At 50.5% G+C, this 19,880-nt stretch carries 20 protein-coding genes; 4 read left to right on the top strand and 16 right to left on the bottom strand.

What is annotated here, in order from left to right; translation table 11 throughout:
- Nucleotides 1-51: 51 nt before the first annotated feature.
- The 15 genes from K384_RS12675 to K384_RS12605 all read right to left on the bottom strand — a co-directional run bounded on the left by K384_RS12675 (nt 52) and on the right by K384_RS12605 (nt 13,316).
- A complete protein-coding gene (locus K384_RS12675; protein WP_157630170.1) occupies nt 52-399 on the bottom strand; it encodes a hypothetical protein in 348 nt (115 codons plus the stop codon).
- A gap of 208 nt (nt 400-607) precedes the next feature.
- Nucleotides 608-1,654, bottom strand: coding sequence for a radical SAM protein (locus K384_RS12670; protein WP_169737658.1), 1,047 nt, complete (start codon nt 1,652-1,654; stop codon nt 608-610).
- A complete protein-coding gene (locus K384_RS12665; RefSeq protein ID WP_051633399.1) occupies nt 1,651-3,345 on the bottom strand; it encodes an ATP-dependent DNA helicase in 1,695 nt (564 codons plus the stop codon). The genes K384_RS12670 and K384_RS12665 overlap by 4 nt, the downstream gene beginning before the upstream one ends.
- Nucleotides 3,346-3,351: 6 nt before the next feature.
- Complete coding sequence (locus K384_RS12660) at nt 3,352-4,152, bottom strand: amidohydrolase (RefSeq protein ID WP_038033032.1); 801 nt, start codon at nt 4,150-4,152, stop codon at nt 3,352-3,354.
- A 141-nt stretch (nt 4,153-4,293) separates the two neighbouring features.
- Complete coding sequence (locus K384_RS12655) at nt 4,294-5,442, bottom strand: 5-(carboxyamino)imidazole ribonucleotide synthase (protein WP_038033030.1); 1,149 nt, start codon at nt 5,440-5,442, stop codon at nt 4,294-4,296.
- Nucleotides 5,443-5,521: 79 nt separating this feature from the next.
- Entirely contained in the window at nt 5,522-6,022 is a 501-nt protein-coding gene (locus tag K384_RS12650) for a hypothetical protein (protein ID WP_051633398.1), read from the bottom strand.
- Entirely contained in the window at nt 6,023-6,358 is a 336-nt protein-coding gene (gene yajC / locus K384_RS12645) for a preprotein translocase subunit YajC (RefSeq protein WP_038032866.1), read from the bottom strand.
- A gap of 23 nt (nt 6,359-6,381) precedes the next feature.
- A complete protein-coding gene (locus K384_RS12640) occupies nt 6,382-6,876 on the bottom strand; it encodes a DUF1573 domain-containing protein (protein WP_038032865.1) in 495 nt (164 codons plus the stop codon).
- Nucleotides 6,877-6,897: 21 nt separating this feature from the next.
- On the bottom strand, nt 6,898-7,911 hold the full coding sequence (locus K384_RS12635; protein ID WP_038032864.1) for an isocitrate/isopropylmalate dehydrogenase family protein: 1,014 nt from the start codon (nt 7,909-7,911) through the stop codon (nt 6,898-6,900).
- A 48-nt stretch (nt 7,912-7,959) separates the two neighbouring features.
- Nucleotides 7,960-8,274 (bottom strand): YtxH domain-containing protein, encoded by a 315-nt coding sequence (locus K384_RS12630; protein WP_051633397.1) that lies wholly within the window; start codon nt 8,272-8,274, stop codon nt 7,960-7,962.
- Between the two features lie 18 nt (nt 8,275-8,292).
- Nucleotides 8,293-9,510 (bottom strand): transcription antitermination factor NusB, encoded by a 1,218-nt coding sequence (gene nusB, locus K384_RS13520; protein ID WP_084147235.1) that lies wholly within the window; start codon nt 9,508-9,510, stop codon nt 8,293-8,295.
- Between the two features lie 114 nt (nt 9,511-9,624).
- Nucleotides 9,625-10,848 carry a class I SAM-dependent methyltransferase gene (locus K384_RS12620; RefSeq protein WP_051633395.1) on the bottom strand — a complete coding sequence of 408 codons (1,224 nt, stop codon included), beginning with the start codon at nt 10,846-10,848 and terminating at the stop codon, nt 9,625-9,627.
- Complete coding sequence (locus tag K384_RS12615; RefSeq protein ID WP_038033024.1) at nt 10,845-12,110, bottom strand: insulinase family protein; 1,266 nt, start codon at nt 12,108-12,110, stop codon at nt 10,845-10,847. Before K384_RS12615 ends, K384_RS12620 begins: the two co-directional genes overlap by 4 nt.
- A 150-nt stretch (nt 12,111-12,260) precedes the next feature.
- The gene (locus tag K384_RS12610; protein ID WP_051633394.1) at nt 12,261-12,722 is read right to left on the bottom strand and encodes a CAP domain-containing protein; all 462 of its coding nucleotides are present in this window, start codon (nt 12,720-12,722) and stop codon (nt 12,261-12,263) included.
- 99 nt (nt 12,723-12,821) lie between these two features.
- Nucleotides 12,822-13,316: a CAP domain-containing protein gene (locus K384_RS12605; RefSeq protein ID WP_051633393.1), complete on the bottom strand. Its 495-nt coding sequence runs from the start codon at nt 13,314-13,316 to the stop codon at nt 12,822-12,824.
- A gap of 183 nt (nt 13,317-13,499) precedes the next feature.
- Between K384_RS12605 and K384_RS12600 the strand changes: the two genes are divergently transcribed.
- The 4 genes from K384_RS12600 to K384_RS12585 all read left to right on the top strand — a co-directional run bounded on the left by K384_RS12600 (nt 13,500) and on the right by K384_RS12585 (nt 18,456).
- Nucleotides 13,500-16,541 carry an eIF2A-related protein gene (locus K384_RS12600; RefSeq protein WP_038032863.1) on the top strand — a complete coding sequence of 1,014 codons (3,042 nt, stop codon included), beginning with the start codon at nt 13,500-13,502 and terminating at the stop codon, nt 16,539-16,541.
- Between the two features lie 67 nt (nt 16,542-16,608).
- A complete protein-coding gene (locus tag K384_RS12595) occupies nt 16,609-17,343 on the top strand; it encodes an RluA family pseudouridine synthase (protein ID WP_038033021.1) in 735 nt (244 codons plus the stop codon).
- Nucleotides 17,333-17,698, top strand: a complete 366-nt coding sequence (locus K384_RS12590) for a DUF6787 family protein (RefSeq protein ID WP_051633392.1) — start codon at nt 17,333-17,335, stop codon at nt 17,696-17,698. Before K384_RS12595 ends, K384_RS12590 begins: the two co-directional genes overlap by 11 nt.
- Nucleotides 17,695-18,456 (top strand): glycosyltransferase family 2 protein, encoded by a 762-nt coding sequence (locus K384_RS12585; protein WP_038032862.1) that lies wholly within the window; start codon nt 17,695-17,697, stop codon nt 18,454-18,456. Before K384_RS12590 ends, K384_RS12585 begins: the two co-directional genes overlap by 4 nt.
- Before the next feature lie 10 nt (nt 18,457-18,466).
- Here K384_RS12585 and K384_RS12580 read toward each other — a convergent pair whose 3' ends face one another.
- The gene (locus tag K384_RS12580; RefSeq protein ID WP_038032861.1) at nt 18,467-19,795 is read right to left on the bottom strand and encodes a TM1812 family CRISPR-associated protein; all 1,329 of its coding nucleotides are present in this window, start codon (nt 19,793-19,795) and stop codon (nt 18,467-18,469) included.
- Nucleotides 19,796-19,880 lie beyond the last annotated feature (85 nt).

Genomic DNA, 19,880 nt, shown 5'->3' with positions numbered 1-19,880 from the left:
TTTTTGTTTTTGGTGGTTAAATCACAGGCAAGAAGCACACCGAGCGGCTTCTTAGTTTTTTCCTTCTTCTGCTCCGGCAGACTTGTTTCGTTCCAACTTCTTCCGCAGAGCGGCTACCAACTCCTCAATAGCCTTTTCCTTAACCGGCTGCTCCACTTCTTCGGGTATGCCTTCTGCTTGTACGATGGGCGATATTTCGCTGTCGTACAACTCATTGGCTTCTTCGTTCAGTGCTTCTTCCAGTTCGTTGCCTGCTTTGCCTTTCAATTCAGCCGTGGCTTGTGGGTCGCCTTCCACTTTTTGAATAAGCACTTTCACCTTGCTGCCTATGTAGGCTGCCTTCACGGCAGGCCCTACCAGTGGCAAGTTCTTAAGAAAAGAATACATTGTTTCATTCATGACATTAGGGTATTTAGGGTTAAACATAGAAACACATACCTACCTCAAGGTAGGCATTCACAACAAAATAAATGTGTACGGCTTTGGTTTTTACACAAAAATTTTTGCATTCACTCCCCAAAGAACTTTTTCGCCGCTTGCCAAATGATACAAAAGCTTAAAAAGCGAATAAGCGCTTCATCAAATCATGACATGCAGGGCACCGGCTTTAAAAGAAAGAAGCGCCGGGGGCATGGCTTTGGGAATAAGCGGCAAGCAACTCTTTGTAGAAAAGCGGAAGCGAACGAATGCGCTCGTAACGCCTACAGTGTGTGCAAGGCACATCTTGGCGTGGCGGGGCGCTGCCCAACACCATCTTCTGCGCATAGCGGTAGCGCTCGCTTTGCAATATGGCTTCCAACCCCTCTTTAAAGGCATTGCCAAAGCTTGCATAATGATTGACACAGCAGCCCAATACTTCGCCATCATAGTTGATTTGCGGCGACACCCACAGCTGCATGCAAGCCGGCGATTGCAAGCGCCCATAATGCTGCTCGTATTCATCTATGGAAGCCACCCCCAAGCCACTATCTTGCCGCACCTTGGCAGGGTTACGCACCGGTGCATAGGATGGCTCGTAATTAAACTTCACCTTAAAGCCCATGCCCAGCTCTTTTGCCATTTGGCGTGCTTTCACTATCTCGTGCTCGTTATGCCCAAATACAATAAACTGCCATTTCAGCTTGGGGTATTTACTGCCATATTGCTGTTTATAAGCGTTCAGCTTGCGTATGTTTTCCATCACACGTTCAAAATTACCGCCACGCCTGTAAACGGCATAGGTTTGCGGGCTTGCACCATCAATAGAGACTTTTAACTTGCCAAAACCATAACGCACCATGGCTTCGAGCACTGCATCAGGGGCATGGTTGAGGTTCACCCCATTCAGGGCACTAAGGGTTACAGCACGCTCATGTGCAATCCGCATTATGTCGATAAGCTGCGGGTTGAGCAGTATTTCACCATAATTCGACAGCTCCACATGGCGCACCTGCGGGTGTTTGTCAAGGAAGGCTTCAAAATCGAGAGCTTTCAGATGCCCCCACCCCACCGCGCTGTGCTTGCGGTGATAGCCTTGGGCAGTCAAACACAAAGGACACTTCAGCTGGCATTTAGAAGACGCTTCTATGCGCACCATCCCCCGGCGCCAACGCAGACGCGCCAAACGCCGGCGCCGCCCGTATGCCTGCAAGCCCGCAAGCAGCCTTCGAATCATGCCTTTTCCCATCGTTTCAACATTTGTTGTAACAAGCTCCAGCGTGCTTTCCAATCTGCCGGGCAGTTTTCTGCCGTCTTCACCTCTATAGCCAAACAAAGCAGCTGCCACTGCAACAGCTTTGGCAGCACATCAGAAGCCTCTTTGCCTGCCGGCAATTGCTTTTCGACTGCCTCCCGCATGAGTTGCAAGCTGTCGAGGGACGGCAGTGCAGCCAGCCATGCCTCCGGGCTTTCCTGGGGGGCGGTTAAGTCTATGCTTTCCTGCTCAATGGTCTCTGCTTTGTCGCACACACGGAAGTCGTCGCCCAAGGTTTGTGCAATTAGTTGTTCCACTTCTTTCCCATGCCATTGAGCTTCTTTTATAAAGGCAGTAATGCGCTCATCCACACGTATGCTGTGGGCGGGAATGTCGCTTTTCAGCCGCAAGCCTTCCAACGAGCGGCAACGGCTCAATGCCACATAGACCTGCCCATGGGCAAAGGCACGATGCAACTCGGCATATACTTTTTCAAAAGTCATGCCTTGGCTTTTGTGCACCGTAATAGCCCAAGCCAAGCGTAAGGGGAACTGCACAAAGCGCCCCACCACCTCTGTTTCCACACTCAAAGGCATGTTTTGCACCCGGTGGGTACGGTAGCGTATGTTTTCCCACTCTTCACGCTCCACGATAATTTCTTTGTCTTTGCCGGTAATTTCCACCAGTATTTCGTCTTCATCAATGGCGCGCACAATGCCCACCTCGCCGTTGTAGTAACCTTTGCTCCAGTTGTTTTTGGTGAACATGACCTGAGCCCCCACTTTAAGATGCAGTTCTTTTTCTACCGGATACATAGAAGGGGGGAAATCGCCTTCCACGATGGCTTCGAAAGTATGCTGCTTTCCTTTAAGACGATGCAGGTTGCTACGGTTGATGGCTTCGGCTTGGCGGTTGTGTGTGCAAATGGTTACAAAACCACTATTGGGGGGTGGTTGAAACTCCACATCCACACGCGAACGCAGCAGTGCACGGTCTTCTTTGGTGAGTGCATTTTCACGCAAACGATTGAGCAAGCTCAGGAAACGGTGGTCTGCCTGCCGGTACACCTTCTGCAGCTCTATACACACCGGGCGGTAGTCTTGGCGAAAGACCCGTGCTTGAAAAAAGTAAAAGTTGGGCTCATAGTAGTTTTTCAGCAAGGCGCGTTCTTCTTCGCGCACCACCGGCGGCAACTGATAGAGGTCGCCAATCCATAAGACAGGCAAGCCGCCAAAGGGCATCAGGGGCATGCCCCGTGCCACACGCAAAATGCGGTCTATGACGTCCACCAGATCGCAGCGCAGCATCGACACTTCGTCAATGACCAGCAACTCCAACCCCTGCACCAGCTGTATGAAATCGTCTTCTATGCGAAAGGTCTCTTCTATCTTCGCAAAAGCAAGGCGGGGGTCATCGGGCAAAAACAGTTCTTTGTAGTCTATCTTAAAAAACGAATGAATGGTTTGCCCGCCGGCACGCACAGCCGCAATGCCTGTGGGGGCAAGCACCACCATTTTTTTCGGCAGGTGTTGGCGCAGATAGTGCAAAAAGGTTGTTTTGCCCGAACCCGCTTTGCCTGTCAAAAACAGCGAATGCGTGGTATTTTTCAGCAGGTCAAATGCCAGCCGGAACTCTTTGTTTTGTTCAATTGCCGGTGGAAGAAGCGAAGCCATAGCGCTTTAGGTTTTATTTTGCGCCACACCATCGACAATCAAAAAATCGTCGGCATCCAGATGCACGGGGAATTTTTCGCGAAATCTTTGCAATGCTTGCTTGTCGAGCTTTACACAGAGTGTTTCTTCTGTGTTGCCTGCTTGTGCCAAAGGCTGCCCCTTAAAGTCGAAGACTGCCGAATGCCCCGGATAAACCATGCCTTCAGTGTCTGTTCCCGTGCGATTGACCCCCGCCACATAAGCCACGTTTTCTATGGCACGGGCTGCCAGCAGTGCATCCCAGGCAGTAATGCGCGGTGCAGGCCAATTGGCAACATAAATAGCCAGGTCATACATGAAAGCGCGGTTGTAAGACCACACGGGAAAGCGCAGGTCATAACAAATAAAGGGGGCAATGCGCCAGCCTTTGTATTGAAAAACAGGCAGATGACTGCCCGGTGTATATACCTTGTGCTCACCTGCCATGCGAAACAGATGGCGTTTGTCATAATATTGCACATCGCCTTCGGGCGTTACCCACAGCAAGCGGTTGTAGTAGTGCCCGTTTTCTTTGACGATAATGCTGCCGGCAATGACCGCACCGCTATGGGCTGCCATCAGGCGCATCCAGCGGCAAGTATGAAAATTCATGGGTTCGGCATAAGCAGCCGCTTCCATGGTGAAACCGGTAGTAAACATTTCGGGCAACAGCACGATATCTATTTCTTCGAGCTGACGCAGACGCTCTTCTATGTGTGCCCGGTTGGCGTCGGGCGAGTGCCAGTGCAAGTCAAGCTGTAGCAAGGCAAGGTGCAGTGTGTCAGACATGGTATTGTGGTTTCGTAAAGAAGAAAGGTAATCAATTCCGGCAAAAGAAGAAAGCCTCAAAGCAAATAAACGCCCTCTGCATGCAAGGGCGTTTGTGTTGTCATCTTCAAGGGCGGCAAGCATGCGCCATTGCCGAAGCGGTCATTCTTGCGGATTACCGGATACAGCCGCGCGGCTTTCTACCTTCAACACCTCTTTGATGTAGCGGATATTGGCTTGCAGGCTGTCCGGGTCATCATCAATCAAGGTCACATGCCCCATCTTGCGCCCGGGTTTGGTTTCTGCCTTTCCATAGAGGTGCACATACACGCCCTTACGGGCAAGTGCACGTTTCAATCCACGGTAATACACTGCGCCGTAGTGGCCGGCTTCGCCCAATAGGTTCACCATGGCTGCGGCACAGCGGCTGTCGGTGCAGCCCAAAGGCATGTTGGTGATGGCACGCAAATGTTGTTCGTATTGGGAAGTATAGTTGGCTTCGATGGTGTGGTGCCCGCTGTTGTGGGGGCGCGGAGCTACTTCGTTGACCCACAAACTGCCATCACGATTTAAAAACATTTCTACTGCCAATATACCGACCATGTCCAGCGCCTCTATTAAACGGCAAGCAATGCTTTGTGCCTCTGCTGCTTGCTCTTCGGTGAGCTGTGCCGGTGACAGCAGGTAGTCCACCAAGTTTAGTTGTGGGTCGAATACCATTTCCACCGGGGGGAAAGCACGCACTTCGCCTGCCTCATTACGCGCCACAATCACCGATATTTCTTTGTGTATATCGGCCGCTTTTTCAAGTAAAGAAGGCGCCTGAAAAGCCTGTGCAAAGTCAGCGGGGCTGTGCAAAGGCAAGACCCCACGCCCGTCGTAACCGCCCTTGCCCACTTTCATAAATGCCGGCAGGAAGTTAGCATGCTTGTGCAAGTCCGAGGGGTGGTCAATCAAGACGAAGGGGGCAGTCGGTATTTGATGCTGCACAAAAAACTGCTTTTGAAGCCGCTTATCCTGAATAGTTTCAATCACGTGGGGTTGAGGGTACACCTTCACGCCTTCGGCCTGCAAGCGCTTGAGTGCCGCTACATTGACGTTTTCTATTTCAATGGTAAGCACTTCCACTTGCTTGCCAAAAGCATAGACCGTGGCTTCGTCTTGCAAACTGCCCGTTTTAAAATATGGTGTAGCCGCTGCGCAAGGGGCTTGCGGGTCGGGGTCAAGCACGTGCAGCTCTACCGGATAGTTGAAAGCTGCCTGCAACAGCATGCGCCCGAGCTGTCCACCGCCTAAGATGCCTATTTTCATGGTTTTATACTTGATTTGCGTTTTTACGGAAGGTAAAAAAGAAAGCGCCCTTGAGGGCGCTTCGCACATCTATAAGACACTATGCCTTCGTTTTGGCAAAATAGCGTTTGAGCCAGGTGTCCACGGCGGGCACGCACCCCCACTCTGCCTTCGTGGCAGCCTCTTGCTTATAAACCGGCGTTTCGGCGGTAAGGCGCCCTTCGGTGACCGCCTCTTTCACAGCCCCTAAAGGCAGGTAATCGATGCCGCCGGTAGCACGGAAATACACGCGCCCACGCTCAAGAAAAGCCAAGTCGTAGCGTTGTGCCAGCTGACGGATAAAACCCACCTGAGCATCTATAGAGCAGCCGGAAGGCGGCTCGGCATGGGGGTCGGCAGCTACCAGCAGAAAGTAATCTTCCACCACCGTAGCCGCTGCCCGCAATGGTTTGCCGTGTGCACGCCAGTTCTGCAAGAAGGTGTGCACCTCTTGCAAGAGGCTTTGTTGTTCTGTGCTGCTTAGGGGGCGCCCTGCCGGATACACCCACAGGCGGGCATCGGCAGGCATTTGCTCAAACGAAGTGTTCATTGTGTCTTTCATTTAGGCTTTTTGCAGTGCTTTGGTGCTCTCAACGGCAATGGCGTTTTTTTCAAACACCACCTTGGTGCCTTTGCCATCGATGTCGATGGTCACAGTATTGTCGCCCACTTCCACTATTTTGCCATGGATGCCACCAATGGTAACCACCTGCATGCCCTTTTGCAGACTTGCCAAGAAGTTTTTTTGCTCTTTGGCACGCTTCTGCTGCGGGCGAATCATAAAGAAGTAGAAAATAAGGATGATGGTTCCGAAGAAAATCAGGTTAAACATCATGCCACCACCCTGTGGTTGGGCAGCTTTTTGCTGAAGGAATACGAATAAAATGGTTTGCAACATAGCGTTTGGTTTGTTTTTTTAAATTACTGTTTACGAGGGCCTTCGGCATCGATGAGCATCTTTCCGGTACCCTCCACAAAAGTTTTGATGGTTACTTGCGAAACTTCGGGTTTGGTATTGGCAGTAATGGTTACTTGCTTGATTTGTTGCCCTGCTTTGCCCTTGCTGTTGAACTGTACTACAATTTCGCCGGTGCCCCCGGGTGGAATAGGCTCCTTGGTCCAGGTAGGCACGGTACAGCCGCAAGGCGCCGTGGCGTTTTGAATTTTCAAGGGGGCATTGCCTGTGTTTTTAAACTTAAACACATGCTCTACCACATCGCCTTCTTTAATGGTACCGAAATCATATTCGGTTTCTTCGAAGGCAATGACCGGCACGCCTTCGGTTGATTCTTCGGTTGCCTGGTTTGCCACGCTCTCGTCTTGTGGGCTTACCTGTGTTTGAGCGCTCTCGGTAGAGGCTTCATTGCAAGCCCACAGCCCTACCATCAAGCACAACAATAAGCATACTTTTTTCATGGCATTCTTTGGTTTGATATTTTACTTTTCAATCAATTCCATTTGTTTTACAACGTTCCGGGCAAACTCCATAGTATTGGCTTTACCGCCTAAATCGGCAGTGCACAGTTCTTTTTGTGCCAAGGTGCGGTCTATGGCAGTGCCCAACTTTTTAGCCAAATCTTCTTCGCCAATGTGTTCAAGCATCATGACCGACGAGCGCAAAATGGCCGTGGGGTTGGCTATGCCTTTGCCTGCGATGTCAGGGGCTGTGCCGTGTACTGCTTCAAAGATGGCTATTTCATCGCCAATGTTGGCACCGGCCACTACGCCCAAGCCACCAACCAAGCCGGCGCAGAGGTCGGAAAGAATATCGCCAAAAAGGTTGGAAGTAACAATCACATCGAACTGCTCGGGGCGCAGCACCAGCTGCATAGCCATGTTATCAATGATTTTGTCGTTCCATTCGATACCCGGGTATTCTTTGCTGATGGTTTCGGCAGCTTCGAGCATCAAGGCGCCCGACTTCTTCAATATGTTGGCTTTGTGCACCACTGTCACCAGCTTGCGCCCGCGTTGTTTGGCATATTCAAAAGCGGCACGCACAATGCGCATGCATCCTTTTTTGGTAATGCGGCTTACAGAATCGGCTATTTCAAGGCGTTCATCGTAGTAGTTCAAGCCGGCATACAGCCCTTCGGTGTTTTCGCGGAAAATCACCAAGTCCACATTGTCGAACTTGCTGCTCAAGCCCGGGGTGCTTTTGCAAGGGCGTACGTTGGCATACAAGTCGAACATCTGACGCAAGGTGACGTTGATGCTGCGAAAGCCTTTGCCGACGGGGGTTGTGATAGGTCCTTTCAAAGCCACTTTGTTGCGTTGAATAGACTCCACCAAAGCAGGGGGAATCAGTTCGCCGGTTTCTTTCAAAGCTGTTTCGCCGGCAGGATACTCTTCCCATTCTACGGGGGCACCCATTTCGCGGAAAACAAACTTAACGGCTTCAATGATTTCAGGACCGATGCCGTCGCCGGGAATTAAGGTGATGGTTTTCATAAGACAAGACAGTTTTTAAATAAGGGACAGGGACAGGTTTTGTTTATTTTATTGGGCTTTTTGAATTTGCTCGATGAGTGCTTCCACCTCGCCTAATAGCTTTTCGGCTTTTTCTTTGGTTTCGTTCACCACTTTCTCATTCTTAATCTTGGCTTGGCTTACGATGCCTTCGCCATGTTTGATGCGGTGAAGCAGCTGCTCCAGGCTTTCTTTTGCTTTGTGCAGCTTATAGGAAAGCATGCGGCGCACTTCCTTGCCTTCGGCGGGCGCATAAAGCAGGGCAACCGTGGCACCGGCCACGGCGCCAAGAATCAGCCCCAATAAAAACTCATGACTCGATTTGTGCTCTTGTTCGGGATACATAGGCATATGGTGTTTTAATTATTGGTTATCGATAAGTCCGCGGCCGCTCTTGCGTATTTGCCCTTCGGCTTGCAGGGTGGTAGCAATACTATCGAGCAGCCCGTTTACGAAGTTACGACTTTTAGGTGAACTGTAATGTTTGGCCAATTCCACAAACTCGTTGATGGTTACCTTCACAGGAATTTGCGGACAATATTTCATTTCCACGATGGCCATCTGTAAAAGGGTTTTATCTACCAGCAAAAGGCGCTCTATTTCCCAGCCTTTCAGATGCTGTTTAATTGTCCGCAGGTTTTCTTCTTCCTCTTCTATGGTTTTATTGTACAGGGTCAGAATGAAATTTTCATCGTCTTCCCAATTGAGCGACAAATCTAAGAGCCGGAAGTCTTCGGGGCGGGCAGGATTTACCGACTTCAGCGTTTTTATGACCATGCTGCGCAGAGCCGAGCGGTTTTCTACCCATTTCAAATCGCGCTCTTCAAAGAAGGTGTACATAAAAGGCTCTTCTTCTATCACCTGCCCCTCCTCTTCTTCCCACACGTGTTGTGCCCGTGGGAAAATGTGATGCCGCACGATGTGATCCAAAATATTGTAATCGTCTTCAAGAGAAGCCTGTGGCAAGTCGCGGTAAGCTATATAAGTGGGGTCTTTGCGCAGATGGTCACGGTAAAGAGTTTTGACGGTTTCTTCTTCATCCTGCCAAGAGATATAGTAGCGCTTCAGCGCTTCCTGCAGCTCTTGGTTTTCTTGTAAGAAACGGATAATTTGGTTATCGGCCAGTTTGTAATGGGCTGCCACTTTCACCTTGGTGGGGTCAAGGGGTTTGCGTTCCCGTTCGGCAGCCACCAGCTTGGCCAGTTCTATCAAAAGAGCCAACACAGAAAGGTAGCGCTCATACAAGCCCTCTATTTCTTCTATAAGCAAACGGCGAAAATGGCGTTTGTCGCGCTCTATGTTTTGTTCATAAAGCCGGATGGCCTGCTGCACTGCCACTTGCACTTCGGCAGATACGCCCTCTTCTATCATTTTGGTTTTATGTGCCTGCTCGAAAGCGCGCAGTGCTATTTGTGTGTTGCGTTTAAGTGCCTCGTAATCGGGCGGTGTCATCGAGTTCAGGTCGGGTTGAAAATAGTTGCGTATGTGCTCCTCTGCCACATAGTAATCGGAAGAGCGGCTTTGGGAATAGGCATACAGCGCCTGCATGACCTTCACTCGAAGTAAGCGTCTATTCAGCATAAAAGTCGGGTTTCACTCATTATTGTTGATGGCAATGCAAAACTACATAAAAAAAGCAAAAAGGGGCTTGTTTCAGTAAGTATATCGCTTGGTTTTCCGGCGTTATGACGGCTTCTATTTCAAGCGCTCGGTAAGCAGCAGGCTCAAGCGGTTTTTTTCCAAGCGCAGCACCCATAGGTAGCGTTCGCCCCCTTCTTTGATTTTCAGTTTCTTTTTTACCTGCTCCACACTCAAAGGCACGTGGCGCAATAAGATGTGTGCTTTGCCTTCGGGTAAAAGCTTTGCGAGTGCCTTGCGGTCGAAGGGCAGCTGTGCCAGCACGCGGAAAGCACGCCCGGGGAAATCTTCTTGGTAGTGTGGCGAAGTAAACAGGTGGATACCGGGGTGGATTTGCTTGCATTCATAACGCTGCGACAAATACTGCCATGCCATGCACTTCATCAATGCCGGTGCCGGCTCATACAGAAAAGCTTGGGGGGCTGCAACGGCAGCTGCGTATTTAGTTTCATGGCGCACTTCATGCACCTCATGCCCTGTTGCGTGCAATGTAACTGCATGCCTCCGGGGCGTGAGCGGGGCACCGGCAGCCATATCGAGCCATGCCAGCACTTCTTTACACTCTTGCGCAGTACCCACCACCCATATGTCTTGCAAATAAGGCGAAAGCCGTTGCTCCAGCAGGCTCAAATCCAGCATAGGCGATAGCTTCACCAAGAGAAAACGCGCCTTTTGCCCCAGCAGGGGCATCAGTTCAAGTATGTTGGGGCTGCAGTCTTCCAATGCCCATACTTTGCGATGCGCTGCCCGGCGCGCCGGGTCCAAATAAATGAGCGTATATTGGTGTGGCGTCTGTCGTAAAAAGGTGGCGGCATCGGCATGAACCGCCTGTATGTTGTGTTGCCCGAGCTCACGAAAATTATGGGCTGCCAAAGTGCAAAGCGATGCTTGTTGCTCTACGTAGTGCCATTGCTCAAAAGCGCGCGCAAGGTAAAAAGAGTCCACCCCAAGCCCTCCGGTAAGGTCGCAGCCGTACCCGCCTTGCAGCCCATAGTATTTTTCCAGCAAATGGTGTTTGAAAGCAGCTGTCTGTTCCGAAGAAGCCTGTTCCAAGCTAAGCAGGGCAGGCAACAGCACACGTGTTGAAGCCGCCCAGGTGGGCAGTTTATCCGCTACACGCCGGTGCCGTTCTATTTGTTGCGCCACCGCCTGCACGGGCAAGGCAGGATAATGCGCCGCCCGGCTGCTTAAAGCAAACGGGTCTTCACCGGCATGCGCTTGCCAAAAAGCTTGCGTGTCGGGATGCAGCAAGCTGTTGATGAGTGCTTGTGTTTCGCTCATGCCTGCTGTGGTATGTAACGTAAAAAACTCAAGCTTTGGGGTTGAAATATCTGTTGCGCCACGGCTTGAAGCTGCCCGGCAGTGATGGCATCTATTTCTTCAAACAACTTGGGCAAGGGGTCAATGTAACCGTAATCCAGTATGGTTTTGCCCATCATCAACATGAAATTCAGATTGTTTTCTTCTGCCATAGCCAACTGCCCCTTCAGTTGGTTTTTGGCTTGTTTGAGTTGGCGCACGCCCAAAGGCTGCTCACACAAGCGTTGCATTTCTTGTAAAATCAACTTTTCGGCTTTGCTCAAGTGTTTGGCATCGATGGCAAAGAAGATACCCCACAAGCCCGTGTCGCTCAAAGGCGTATAGGAAGACTCGATGCCATACACATAGCCGTAGCGCTCGCGCAGCAACATATTCAGCCGGGAACTCATGGCCGGTCCGCCCAGCAGGTTGTTCAACAAAAAGAAAGACAGGCGGTCCGGGTGATGCATGGAATAGGCCGGGCGTCCCAAGGCGCAGTGCGCTTGGCTGATGGGCAAATGCTTTTCTTCTTGACGCGGGCAATACAACTGCCCGGAAAAAGGCAAGCGCCGTTTGGGCTGATAACGCGGGGCAATCCCTTCTATCAGACGTTCCACCTTGGGCAACACTTTTTCAAAGGGCAGCCCACTCACCGAAGCTATCACGATGCGGTCGGTGCTCAGGTGCGTATCGATAAACTCCCGGAAGTCGTGGCGGCTGAAGCTGCGCACGCTCTCTTCGGTGCCCAAGATGTTGTATCCGAGCGGATGGTCGCCAAACACCAGCGCGTCGAACTCGTCTTGTATGGCTTCTTCGGGCGAGTCTTTGTACATGGCAATTTCTTCCAAGATAACGCCCTTTTCCCGCTCAATTTGTTTTTCGGGGAATACCGAATCGAAGGTGATGTCGGTCAGTAAATCAACGGCTTGCAGGTAGTAGTCGTTCAGCACAGAAGCATAAAAACATATTTTTTCCTTGGTGGTATAGGCATTCAGCTCGCCCCCCACGGCTTCCAGGCGGTTAAGAATATGATAAGCGCGGCGCCGGCGCGTGCCTTTAAACGCCATGTGTTCCCAAAAGTGCGCCAGCCCCTGCTGATGCGGTGCTTCGTCGCGGCTGCCTATGTCCAGCACATAACCTATGTGCGACACCTGACTAAAAGGCAAGTATTTATGAATGAAGCGGATGCCGTTGGCAAAAGTATGCATCTGATACTGTGTGTCCATCCCTGCTTCCCGTGACATAACTTTCCGTAGTTGCATAGTGTTTTCTATGGCTTTTTCTCTATTAACAAAGAAAGCCATACAAAGGTCGCAAGTTTTTTCTTCCCACAAAAGCAAGGTGTTGCCTGCGTGTGTTGCAAGCGGATAAAATCCCGGGCAAGCCTGCCGCACCTAATGATACGAAGCAAAAAGCTGCACAAAATAAATATAGCCGTGCAGGCGGTACACGGCTATGGCAGTATGGGTAAAATCCCCCTCCATATTTTTCCGGTGTCCGGGGCTTTCCAGCCATGCCTTGACGGCTTCTTGTGCCAAATTGGGGGTGCCGTCTTCCAGCAAAGCCACATTTTCTGCCATCGCCTTAATTGTGCGCGTGCGTGCAACCATGCGTACGCGGTGCTCAAAGCCCTCATGTCCGAAAGCTGTTTTACCTTCTGCCATATTCTTGGCATGCGCAAGGGCTTGCGCGTATAAGACCGCATCGTATTGAAGCGGCTGTTTGTTCAAATCGCTGCGGTATGCATTCACCAGGTGCAGTATCTCCTGCTCTATGTTTTTTTGTGCAGGAAAGCCGTCTTGTGCCTGCATGGTCAAAGCGGGTAAGATGAGAAAAGAAAAAAGAAGCATCTTCATGGTTCGCACTTTTTGTAAGTTGAAATAAAGGTTAAGCCTGTGCTAACTGCCACAAAGAGTGCGCCAGGATGCTTCTTGGGGAATAGAAAAAACCAATATTTATGGACTTACTTTTACAAAAATATGGGTAAAATAATAGCGGCCATCGCCGGACTTGGCCACAGCCAGCCCACAATGCGTGTAGTCGCCCAACATATTTTTATTGTGTCCGCTGCTGTTGCGCCATTGTTCAAATGCAGTTTGAGCGGGGTCAGGTCCATAGTTGTAAGCTACATTTTCAGCAGCAGGACCGGCATTCAACTCGGCACGGATGCGCTCGACACGCGCACTGAATCCATCATGCCCAAAAGGCACTTTGCCTTCTGCCATATTGGAACTGTGCTGATAGGCTTCTGCATAAATGGCCGGATGCGTCTGAAGGGGCTCTTTGCCGTTTTGTATGCGGTATTCGTTGATAAGCTGCAGGGTTTGTTGCTCTATGCCGGCATAGGGGCTTTGGGGCAATGCCGCTTCATTTGAATTCTTACAAGCAGAGAACAGCCACACGCTTGTCAGGCATAGCGCCATCCATTGCATTGTCTTTTTCACCTTCATTTAATCTATCGTTTTGAGTTTTTATTTGTCTTCCTACGAAGAACGCGCCCGGAAAGATGCCACAACACTACACGCCGCTTATAGGCTAATTCATTATTTTCAGGGACATAAAGATGCGAACTTTTTTTGTAAGGCTACGGTATCTTTCAATGAAACAAGTACAACATAAATCACCGGCTTATTATGAAAAAATGGCTATTCGTTTGGGTTGTCGTCGCGGGGTTTGCTTTGCCGTCGCAGGCGCAATACTTCGGAAAAAACAAAGTGCGCTATACGCCCTTCCATTTCCGGGTATTGCAGTCCCCACATTTTGAGTTGTATCATTACCTGCAAGACAGCAGCAGGGCAGCAGACTTCCTGCAGTCTGCCGAGCAGTGGTATGCCATTCATCAAATGGTATTTGCCGACACTTTTCACACGCCCAATCCCGTGATTCTTTATAGCCACCACGGCGACTTTCAACAAACCGGTGCCATCTCGGGCTTAATAGACGTAGGCACCGGTGGGGTGACCGAAGGGCTCAAAAACCGGGTGGTCATGCCGCTGATGTTCACGCGGCAAGAAACCGAACATGTATTGGGGCACGAATTGGTGCATGCCTTTCAATATCATATCCTAAAAAACGAAGACAGTCTGTCGCTGCAAAGCATTCAAAATTTGCCCCTTTGGATGGTAGAAGGCTTGGCAGAGTATTTGTCTCTTGGGCGCATCGATCCGCACACCGCCCTTTGGATGCGTGATACCTATATACACGATTATTTCCCAACACTGGACGACCTGGACCGCAAACCGCACATTTATTTCCCCTACCGCTATGGGCAAAGCTTCTGGGCGCTCATTGCCGGCTTATGGGGCGACGAAATCATACGTCCGTTTTTTGTATATACGGCACGCTACGGCCTGGATGCTGCCCTGCAGGATTTGTTAAGCACCGACCGGCAGGCATTCAGCAAGTTGTGGAAAGAGTATTATCATGAATATTACGCAAGCATCCGCTTGAAAGAGATGCATGGCGCCATGGGTGACAGTGTCTTACGCGATAAGCGACCGGGTAGAATGCAGCTGTCGCCCTCGCTCAGCCCGGACGGGCGCTATATGGCTTATCTGTCGGAACGCGATTTGTTTAGCATCGATTTGTTTTTGGTCGATATGCAAAGCGGCAAGGTAATACGGCGCCTGCTTTCCACTGATAAAGAAGGGCATATCGATGCGTTGAGCTATTTGGAAACGGCCGGCAGCTGGTCGCCCGACGGCCGCCTGCTGGCTTTCGTGGTGTATGTCAAAGGCAAGCCGCAACCGGTCATCATCGACGTGCAAAGCGGTAAGATAAAAGAACAACTCTTCCTGAAAGATGTAGAAGCAGTTAACCATCCGGCCTGGTCGCCCGACGGCCGCCTGCTGGCTTTCTCGGGCTTGCGGCAAGGGCAAAGCGACTTATATGTATATGATTTTCAAACCAAGGAAGTGCGCCGCCTCACCAACGACCGTGCCGCACAAATACAGCCCGCCTGGTCACCGGATGGGCGGCAGCTCGTGTTTGCCACCGATGCGGTGGCTTTGTCGAAAGGTTATGCCCATGCCGGTTTGAACATAGGCATTTACGATATGGGCAGCGGCAGCATCCGCCTGCTTGACTTCTTTCCGGGTGCAGACAATGTCAATCCGCTATTCAGCCCCGACGGGCAAAGCATCTTGTTCCTTTCCAACCGGGACGGGTTTCGCAACTTATACTGTTACGAAATCGTCAGCGGCAACTTAGAGCAGCTCACACAGCTGCCCACAGGCATCACAGGCGTTACCGCCCTGTCGCCGGCCATCACCATAGACCGGCAGGGGCAGGTAGTGTATGTATATTATGAAAACAAAGGCTACCGCCTGTACCGTGCCTCACTGGATGACTTCCCCCGCAAGGCGGTCAATCCGGAAGCAGTGGACTTCACGGCTGCCACCTTAGCCCCCGTGTTTGTAAACAAAAGCCGGGTGGTGAGCCGCCTTATCGCACGACACGCGGTGCAGCTGCCTGCAGACAGCCTGCACGCCAAGCCTCTGCAACGCCGCTTTCAACTGAGCTACATAGGCAATACCGGCATAGGCATCAGCACGAGCCGCTGGGGCACGGGCGTTGCCGGTGGTGTGGTCATGTTGTTTAGCGACATATTGGGCGACCATCATGTTTTTGCATCGCTCGGCTTGAATGGTGACATTCTGGATGCAGGCGGCTCGGTGTTTTATCTCAACCAAAGCCGGCGGCTCAACTGGGGCATACAGCTGTCGCACATCCCCTACCGCTTTGGCAGTGTGGGCATCTTTGGCGATACGCTTGCCGTAAGTGTCAACGGACAAAACAGCCTGTTGCCTGTCGATGTGGTGCAGTATGATTTGGGGCGCCTGTTCGAAGAAAAAATAGGCGGTCTGTTGGCTTATCCGCTCTCACGCAGCTTGCGTTGGGAAGCAGGGCTCAGCTATGCCCGCTATCATTACAACATTCAGCGATTCAGGACCTACTACTATTTTGGGCAGCCCATTGCGCAGTCTAAAGAAAACATAGACGCGCCGCCGGGCTTCAATCTATACAGCGGCTATCTGGCTTATGTGGGCGACAATAGTTTTTATGGCTTGGCATCGCCGGCACGCGGATGGCGCTACCGTTTCGAATGGGGCTTCAATGCCGGTGAGTTTGAGTATCAGAGTGCCTTGCTGGACTACAGGCGCTACTGGTTTGTGCGTCCTTTTACCTTCGCCTTGCGCGCCTACCATCTGGGACGCTATGGGGGCGACAGCGAACGCATCACACCACTTTATCTGGGCTTTCCGGGCTTGGTGCATGGTTATGACAACATAGCCTACCAAAACTATTTGCAGGGCAGTAGCAACTATGCAGCCTCTGTTGAAAACTTGTACGGCAGTCGCTTGGCTGTAGTCAATGCCGAGTGGCGCATTCCTTTACTGGGTCCCCGCTCCTTTGCTTTGATTGGCTCGAACTTCCTGCCTGCCGAGCTGAACCTTTTCTTCGATGGCGGCATAGCATGGAACGAAGGCAACCGCTGGGTGGGCAAAGAAGAAGAAGTACAACAAGCCGGTGACCGCGTACCTGTATGGAGCACGGGGATTAGCATACGCTTTGCCCTCTTCGGGCAGATTGTGCTGGAGCCCTACTATGCCTTTGCCCTTCAACGCAGTGACATAACGGGCACCTTTGGTTTTAATTTGCTTCCTGCGTGGTAGATACCATTTGCTTTGCGTACCTTTGTAGGTCCTGAAAACGCTGAGGAAATTCATGAGCATGGAATTGATTAACAAGTACCCTTTTTCGGTGGTGTATGAAGACAACCACCTGATTATTGTAAACAAACCCGCCGGCATGCTGGTGCAAGGCGACCGCACCGGCGACACCCCGCTTTCTGAACACGTAAAGGCTTATATCAAAGAGAAATATGAGAAGCCGGGCAATGTGTTTTTAGGCACCATTCACCGCATAGACCGCCCGGTGAGCGGCTTGGTGATGTTTGCCCGCACTTCCAAAGCCTTGGAGCGCATGAACGAGATGCTGCGCAAGCACAAGATTCAAAAGAAATACTGGGCTGTAGTGCGCAACCGCCCGCCTAAAAAATACGGACGACTGGTCAACTGGTTGGTAAAAGACAGCGAAAAGAACCAGGTGACGGTTTATGACTATCCGCGCGGCGACGCCCAAAAAGCCGAAACAAGCTACCGCATCGTGGGCAAGCTGAATCACTATTATTTGTTGGAAGTAGAGCCACACACCGGGCGTCCGCATCAAATACGCGCGCAGTTGGCCCATATGGGATGCCCCATTCGCGGCGACGTAAAATATGGCTATCCCAAGCCCAACGACGATCAGTGCATCAACCTGCATGCGCGCCGGCTGTACTTTACCCATCCCGTGCGTAAAACGCCCTTGGTGTGCGTGGCAGCCGTTCCGCCTCAAGCGTTTTGGGAAGAATTTCTTACCTTGGATGACGAAAAAGTAAAGCCGGAACATTTGGATTTTCGCTATGAAGGATAACAACGGCAGGCAGGATTCGTGGCTCCGGCGCCTGCAAAGGCGCTGGGGCTTGCAAAGCAGTGCCCAAGTGTGGGTGATATTGCTGGTGTTTGCCTGCACAGGCACCACGGCAGTGTATATCAAAAAGCCGCTTTTTTCCTTGCTGGGCATCGATGCCGGTACGCCTTGGTATTGGCGCACCTTCTGGTGGCTGCTTACCATACTGCCTGCCTATCAAGTGCTGCTGCTGTTCTATGGCTTTCTTTTCGGGCAGTTTCGTTTTTTTTATAACTTCGAGAAGCGTCTCTTTGCCCGCCTGCTGGGCTGCAAACGCAAGCCCCCGGCTAAGTCTGACGAAAACGAGCCTTACACATGAGCGAAGCCAAACCGCCTCTTGTCAGCATCATCACCGTGTGCTACAATGCCGCCGATGCCCTCACGCATACGCTGGAGAGTGTAGCACAGCAAACATATCCACACATTCAACACGTCATCGTAGATGGCGCCTCTACCGACCATACCGCCGAGGTAGTGAAGCGCTTTCCCCATGCCTGTTTTTACAGCGAACCGGACGAGGGCATTTACGACGCCATGAACAAAGGGCTAAGCTATGCCTATGGCGACTATGTGCTGTTTCTGAACGCAGGCGATACGCTTCATGCCCCCGATACCCTGCAAAAGGTATTTGAGCACTTGCCGGATGCCGATGTTTATTACGGCGACGTGATGATGGTAGATGCGTGGTATCGTCCGTTGGGGCTGCGCAGCGAAACCACCCCCCATAAGTTGCCCGCAGACCTTCACTGGAAGAGCCTGCGCTTTGGCATGGTTGTCTCGCATCAAGCTTTTATTGTGCGCCGCAGCATTGCCCCGCATTATGACCTCCGCCATCCCTACAGCAGCGACATAGACTGGGTGATTCGCTGCCTCAAGCGGGCACGCAAAGTGGTGCATACCCGACAGGTGATTGCTCACTTCCAAACCGGCGGCTTTTCCTACAAAAACCGCCTGCCCTCGCTTATCGACCGCTTCAAGGTGTTTCGCAAACACTATGGTTTGCTGCCCACCATAGGCGCCCACTTGTATATTGCCCTGCGGGCTGCCTTGTTCAGACTGCGAAAAGGGAAGTATTGAGTAAGCATTATCATTTTTTGCACTCATTTACTATTTTTTTAATATAACTGAGTACCCCATCACTTAAAGTGACTTCGTAACAGTCCGCCTCCTTTTTGCTTAATTTAGTCATATTTTTCTCGAGCCCGGCATGGGCTACAAAATTGCGGGGGTCGAATCGTGGGTTCTTTTGGTAGGAAGTGTTATCCACCTCTTTAATAAGCTTTTGAAGCTCACTTTTAAAAGAGCCGAACACATCCTTTAAATGACAATCATCAAAGGCACTCTTCCATCTCTCTTCCTCTTCAATACCGGAAATTTCCACTTTTTCGCCTTGCCTTTCCACCCTGACAACTAACTTATCCGGGAAGCCTTTGAACTTTTCATAAAAGCCCTTGTACATGGCAAAGCAAAAGAAGAAGGCATAAACCATCGAATAACGTTTCTTCTTGTCTATGCTTTTTGAAAAAGTCTGTTGAATCAATAAATCATCCGGACGAATCTTTAACTCTTCTTCTATGTGCTTTATCAGCTTGGGAATAAGCAACACAAACCCCTGCTTGATTGAGAAAAACAAAGCGGGAAAATACTCTAAGTAAAAGCTCTCCATTCTCCTTTTATCCTTACCCCAAAGAGTACTCACTAACGATTTAATTTGATTTGGGTCAACATTTCTAAGCGGCAGCTCCATGAAGCCACGTGCACGGAAAGGCGACACATAGAGATTTACCTTGTCTATCCCCGGCACTATGGGGTCAGAATAAAGCACCATGGCTTTTAATTGTTTTTTAAAGCCGTGCATCAGCTCGTAAATGGGAATAAATCGCATGACAGCACTTAGCATAGCCGTAACATAAAGGTTATGCCCGGCGGTAATGTCCACGTATAGTTCCTCGATGTCGCTATATTCGTTTACCAGGCAGGACAATATCTCAAGAGTAATGTCATCGATGGTTCTGTCTTTGAACTCTTCGAACTCATACAGGTGACTGCCCACTTTGTATTTACCGATGCAGGAAAGCATCAGAAACGATTCATTTTCAATAAATGGATGTTTGCGTGCCACCTCTTGTGCATACGCTTCGTCGGAGGGGCGATAGCGTGCTTGGTCTATTTGGCTGCAATACTGTAAATATTCGTCTGTACACCCGCTGAAATCTTGCAAAGGCAAAGAGAACGGAAACAAGAAAAGTATCCGGCTGTTTTCTTTGAGTACTTCATTCTTCCAAAACAGAGCGCTGACCGGTGCTTTGCCTTCATAGGTGTATTGTTCATCTTCTGCAAAAAAGGAAAAGTGAACTTCCTTTTTATAGTTTCTGTCAAGGCGTGCAACTTGAAGGATTAAGCGTTTGGTTTCCATTGCATTGATAGTTATCGTTATTTTCCGTTTTGTTTAAGATATAAAAAAGGCAAAACACCACACGGTATTTTGCCTTGGTTGTATG

The organism is Thermonema rossianum DSM 10300 (assembly GCF_000426825.1).
Taxonomy (GTDB): domain Bacteria; phylum Bacteroidota; class Bacteroidia; order Cytophagales; family Thermonemataceae; genus Thermonema; species Thermonema rossianum.
The sequence above is the reverse complement of the archived record's forward strand: the minus strand, read 5'-3'. Positions and strand labels throughout refer to the sequence as shown.

Coding starts and splice junctions, on each gene's coding strand:
- K384_RS12675 (WP_157630170.1), bottom strand. CDS start 399: ATGAATGAAACAATGTATTCTTTTCTTAAGAACTTGCCACTGGTAGGG.
- K384_RS12670 (WP_169737658.1), bottom strand. CDS start 1,654: ATGATTCGAAGGCTGCTTGCGGGCTTGCAGGCATACGGGCGGCGCCGG.
- K384_RS12665 (WP_051633399.1), bottom strand. CDS start 3,345: ATGGCTTCGCTTCTTCCACCGGCAATTGAACAAAACAAAGAGTTCCGG.
- K384_RS12660 (WP_038033032.1), bottom strand. CDS start 4,152: ATGTCTGACACACTGCACCTTGCCTTGCTACAGCTTGACTTGCACTGG.
- K384_RS12655 (WP_038033030.1), bottom strand. CDS start 5,442: ATGAAAATAGGCATCTTAGGCGGTGGACAGCTCGGGCGCATGCTGTTG.
- K384_RS12650 (WP_051633398.1), bottom strand. CDS start 6,022: ATGAAAGACACAATGAACACTTCGTTTGAGCAAATGCCTGCCGATGCC.
- yajC (WP_038032866.1), bottom strand. CDS start 6,358: ATGTTGCAAACCATTTTATTCGTATTCCTTCAGCAAAAAGCTGCCCAA.
- K384_RS12640 (WP_038032865.1), bottom strand. CDS start 6,876: ATGAAAAAAGTATGCTTATTGTTGTGCTTGATGGTAGGGCTGTGGGCT.
- K384_RS12635 (WP_038032864.1), bottom strand. CDS start 7,911: ATGAAAACCATCACCTTAATTCCCGGCGACGGCATCGGTCCTGAAATC.
- K384_RS12630 (WP_051633397.1), bottom strand. CDS start 8,274: ATGTATCCCGAACAAGAGCACAAATCGAGTCATGAGTTTTTATTGGGG.
- nusB (WP_084147235.1), bottom strand. CDS start 9,510: ATGCTGAATAGACGCTTACTTCGAGTGAAGGTCATGCAGGCGCTGTAT.
- K384_RS12620 (WP_051633395.1), bottom strand. CDS start 10,848: ATGAGCGAAACACAAGCACTCATCAACAGCTTGCTGCATCCCGACACG.
- K384_RS12615 (WP_038033024.1), bottom strand. CDS start 12,110: ATGTCACGGGAAGCAGGGATGGACACACAGTATCAGATGCATACTTTT.
- K384_RS12610 (WP_051633394.1), bottom strand. CDS start 12,722: ATGAAGATGCTTCTTTTTTCTTTTCTCATCTTACCCGCTTTGACCATG.
- K384_RS12605 (WP_051633393.1), bottom strand. CDS start 13,316: ATGAAGGTGAAAAAGACAATGCAATGGATGGCGCTATGCCTGACAAGC.
- K384_RS12600 (WP_038032863.1), top strand. CDS start 13,500: ATGAAAAAATGGCTATTCGTTTGGGTTGTCGTCGCGGGGTTTGCTTTG.
- K384_RS12590 (WP_051633392.1), top strand. CDS start 17,333: ATGAAGGATAACAACGGCAGGCAGGATTCGTGGCTCCGGCGCCTGCAA.
- K384_RS12585 (WP_038032862.1), top strand. CDS start 17,695: ATGAGCGAAGCCAAACCGCCTCTTGTCAGCATCATCACCGTGTGCTAC.
- K384_RS12580 (WP_038032861.1), bottom strand. CDS start 19,795: ATGGAAACCAAACGCTTAATCCTTCAAGTTGCACGCCTTGACAGAAAC.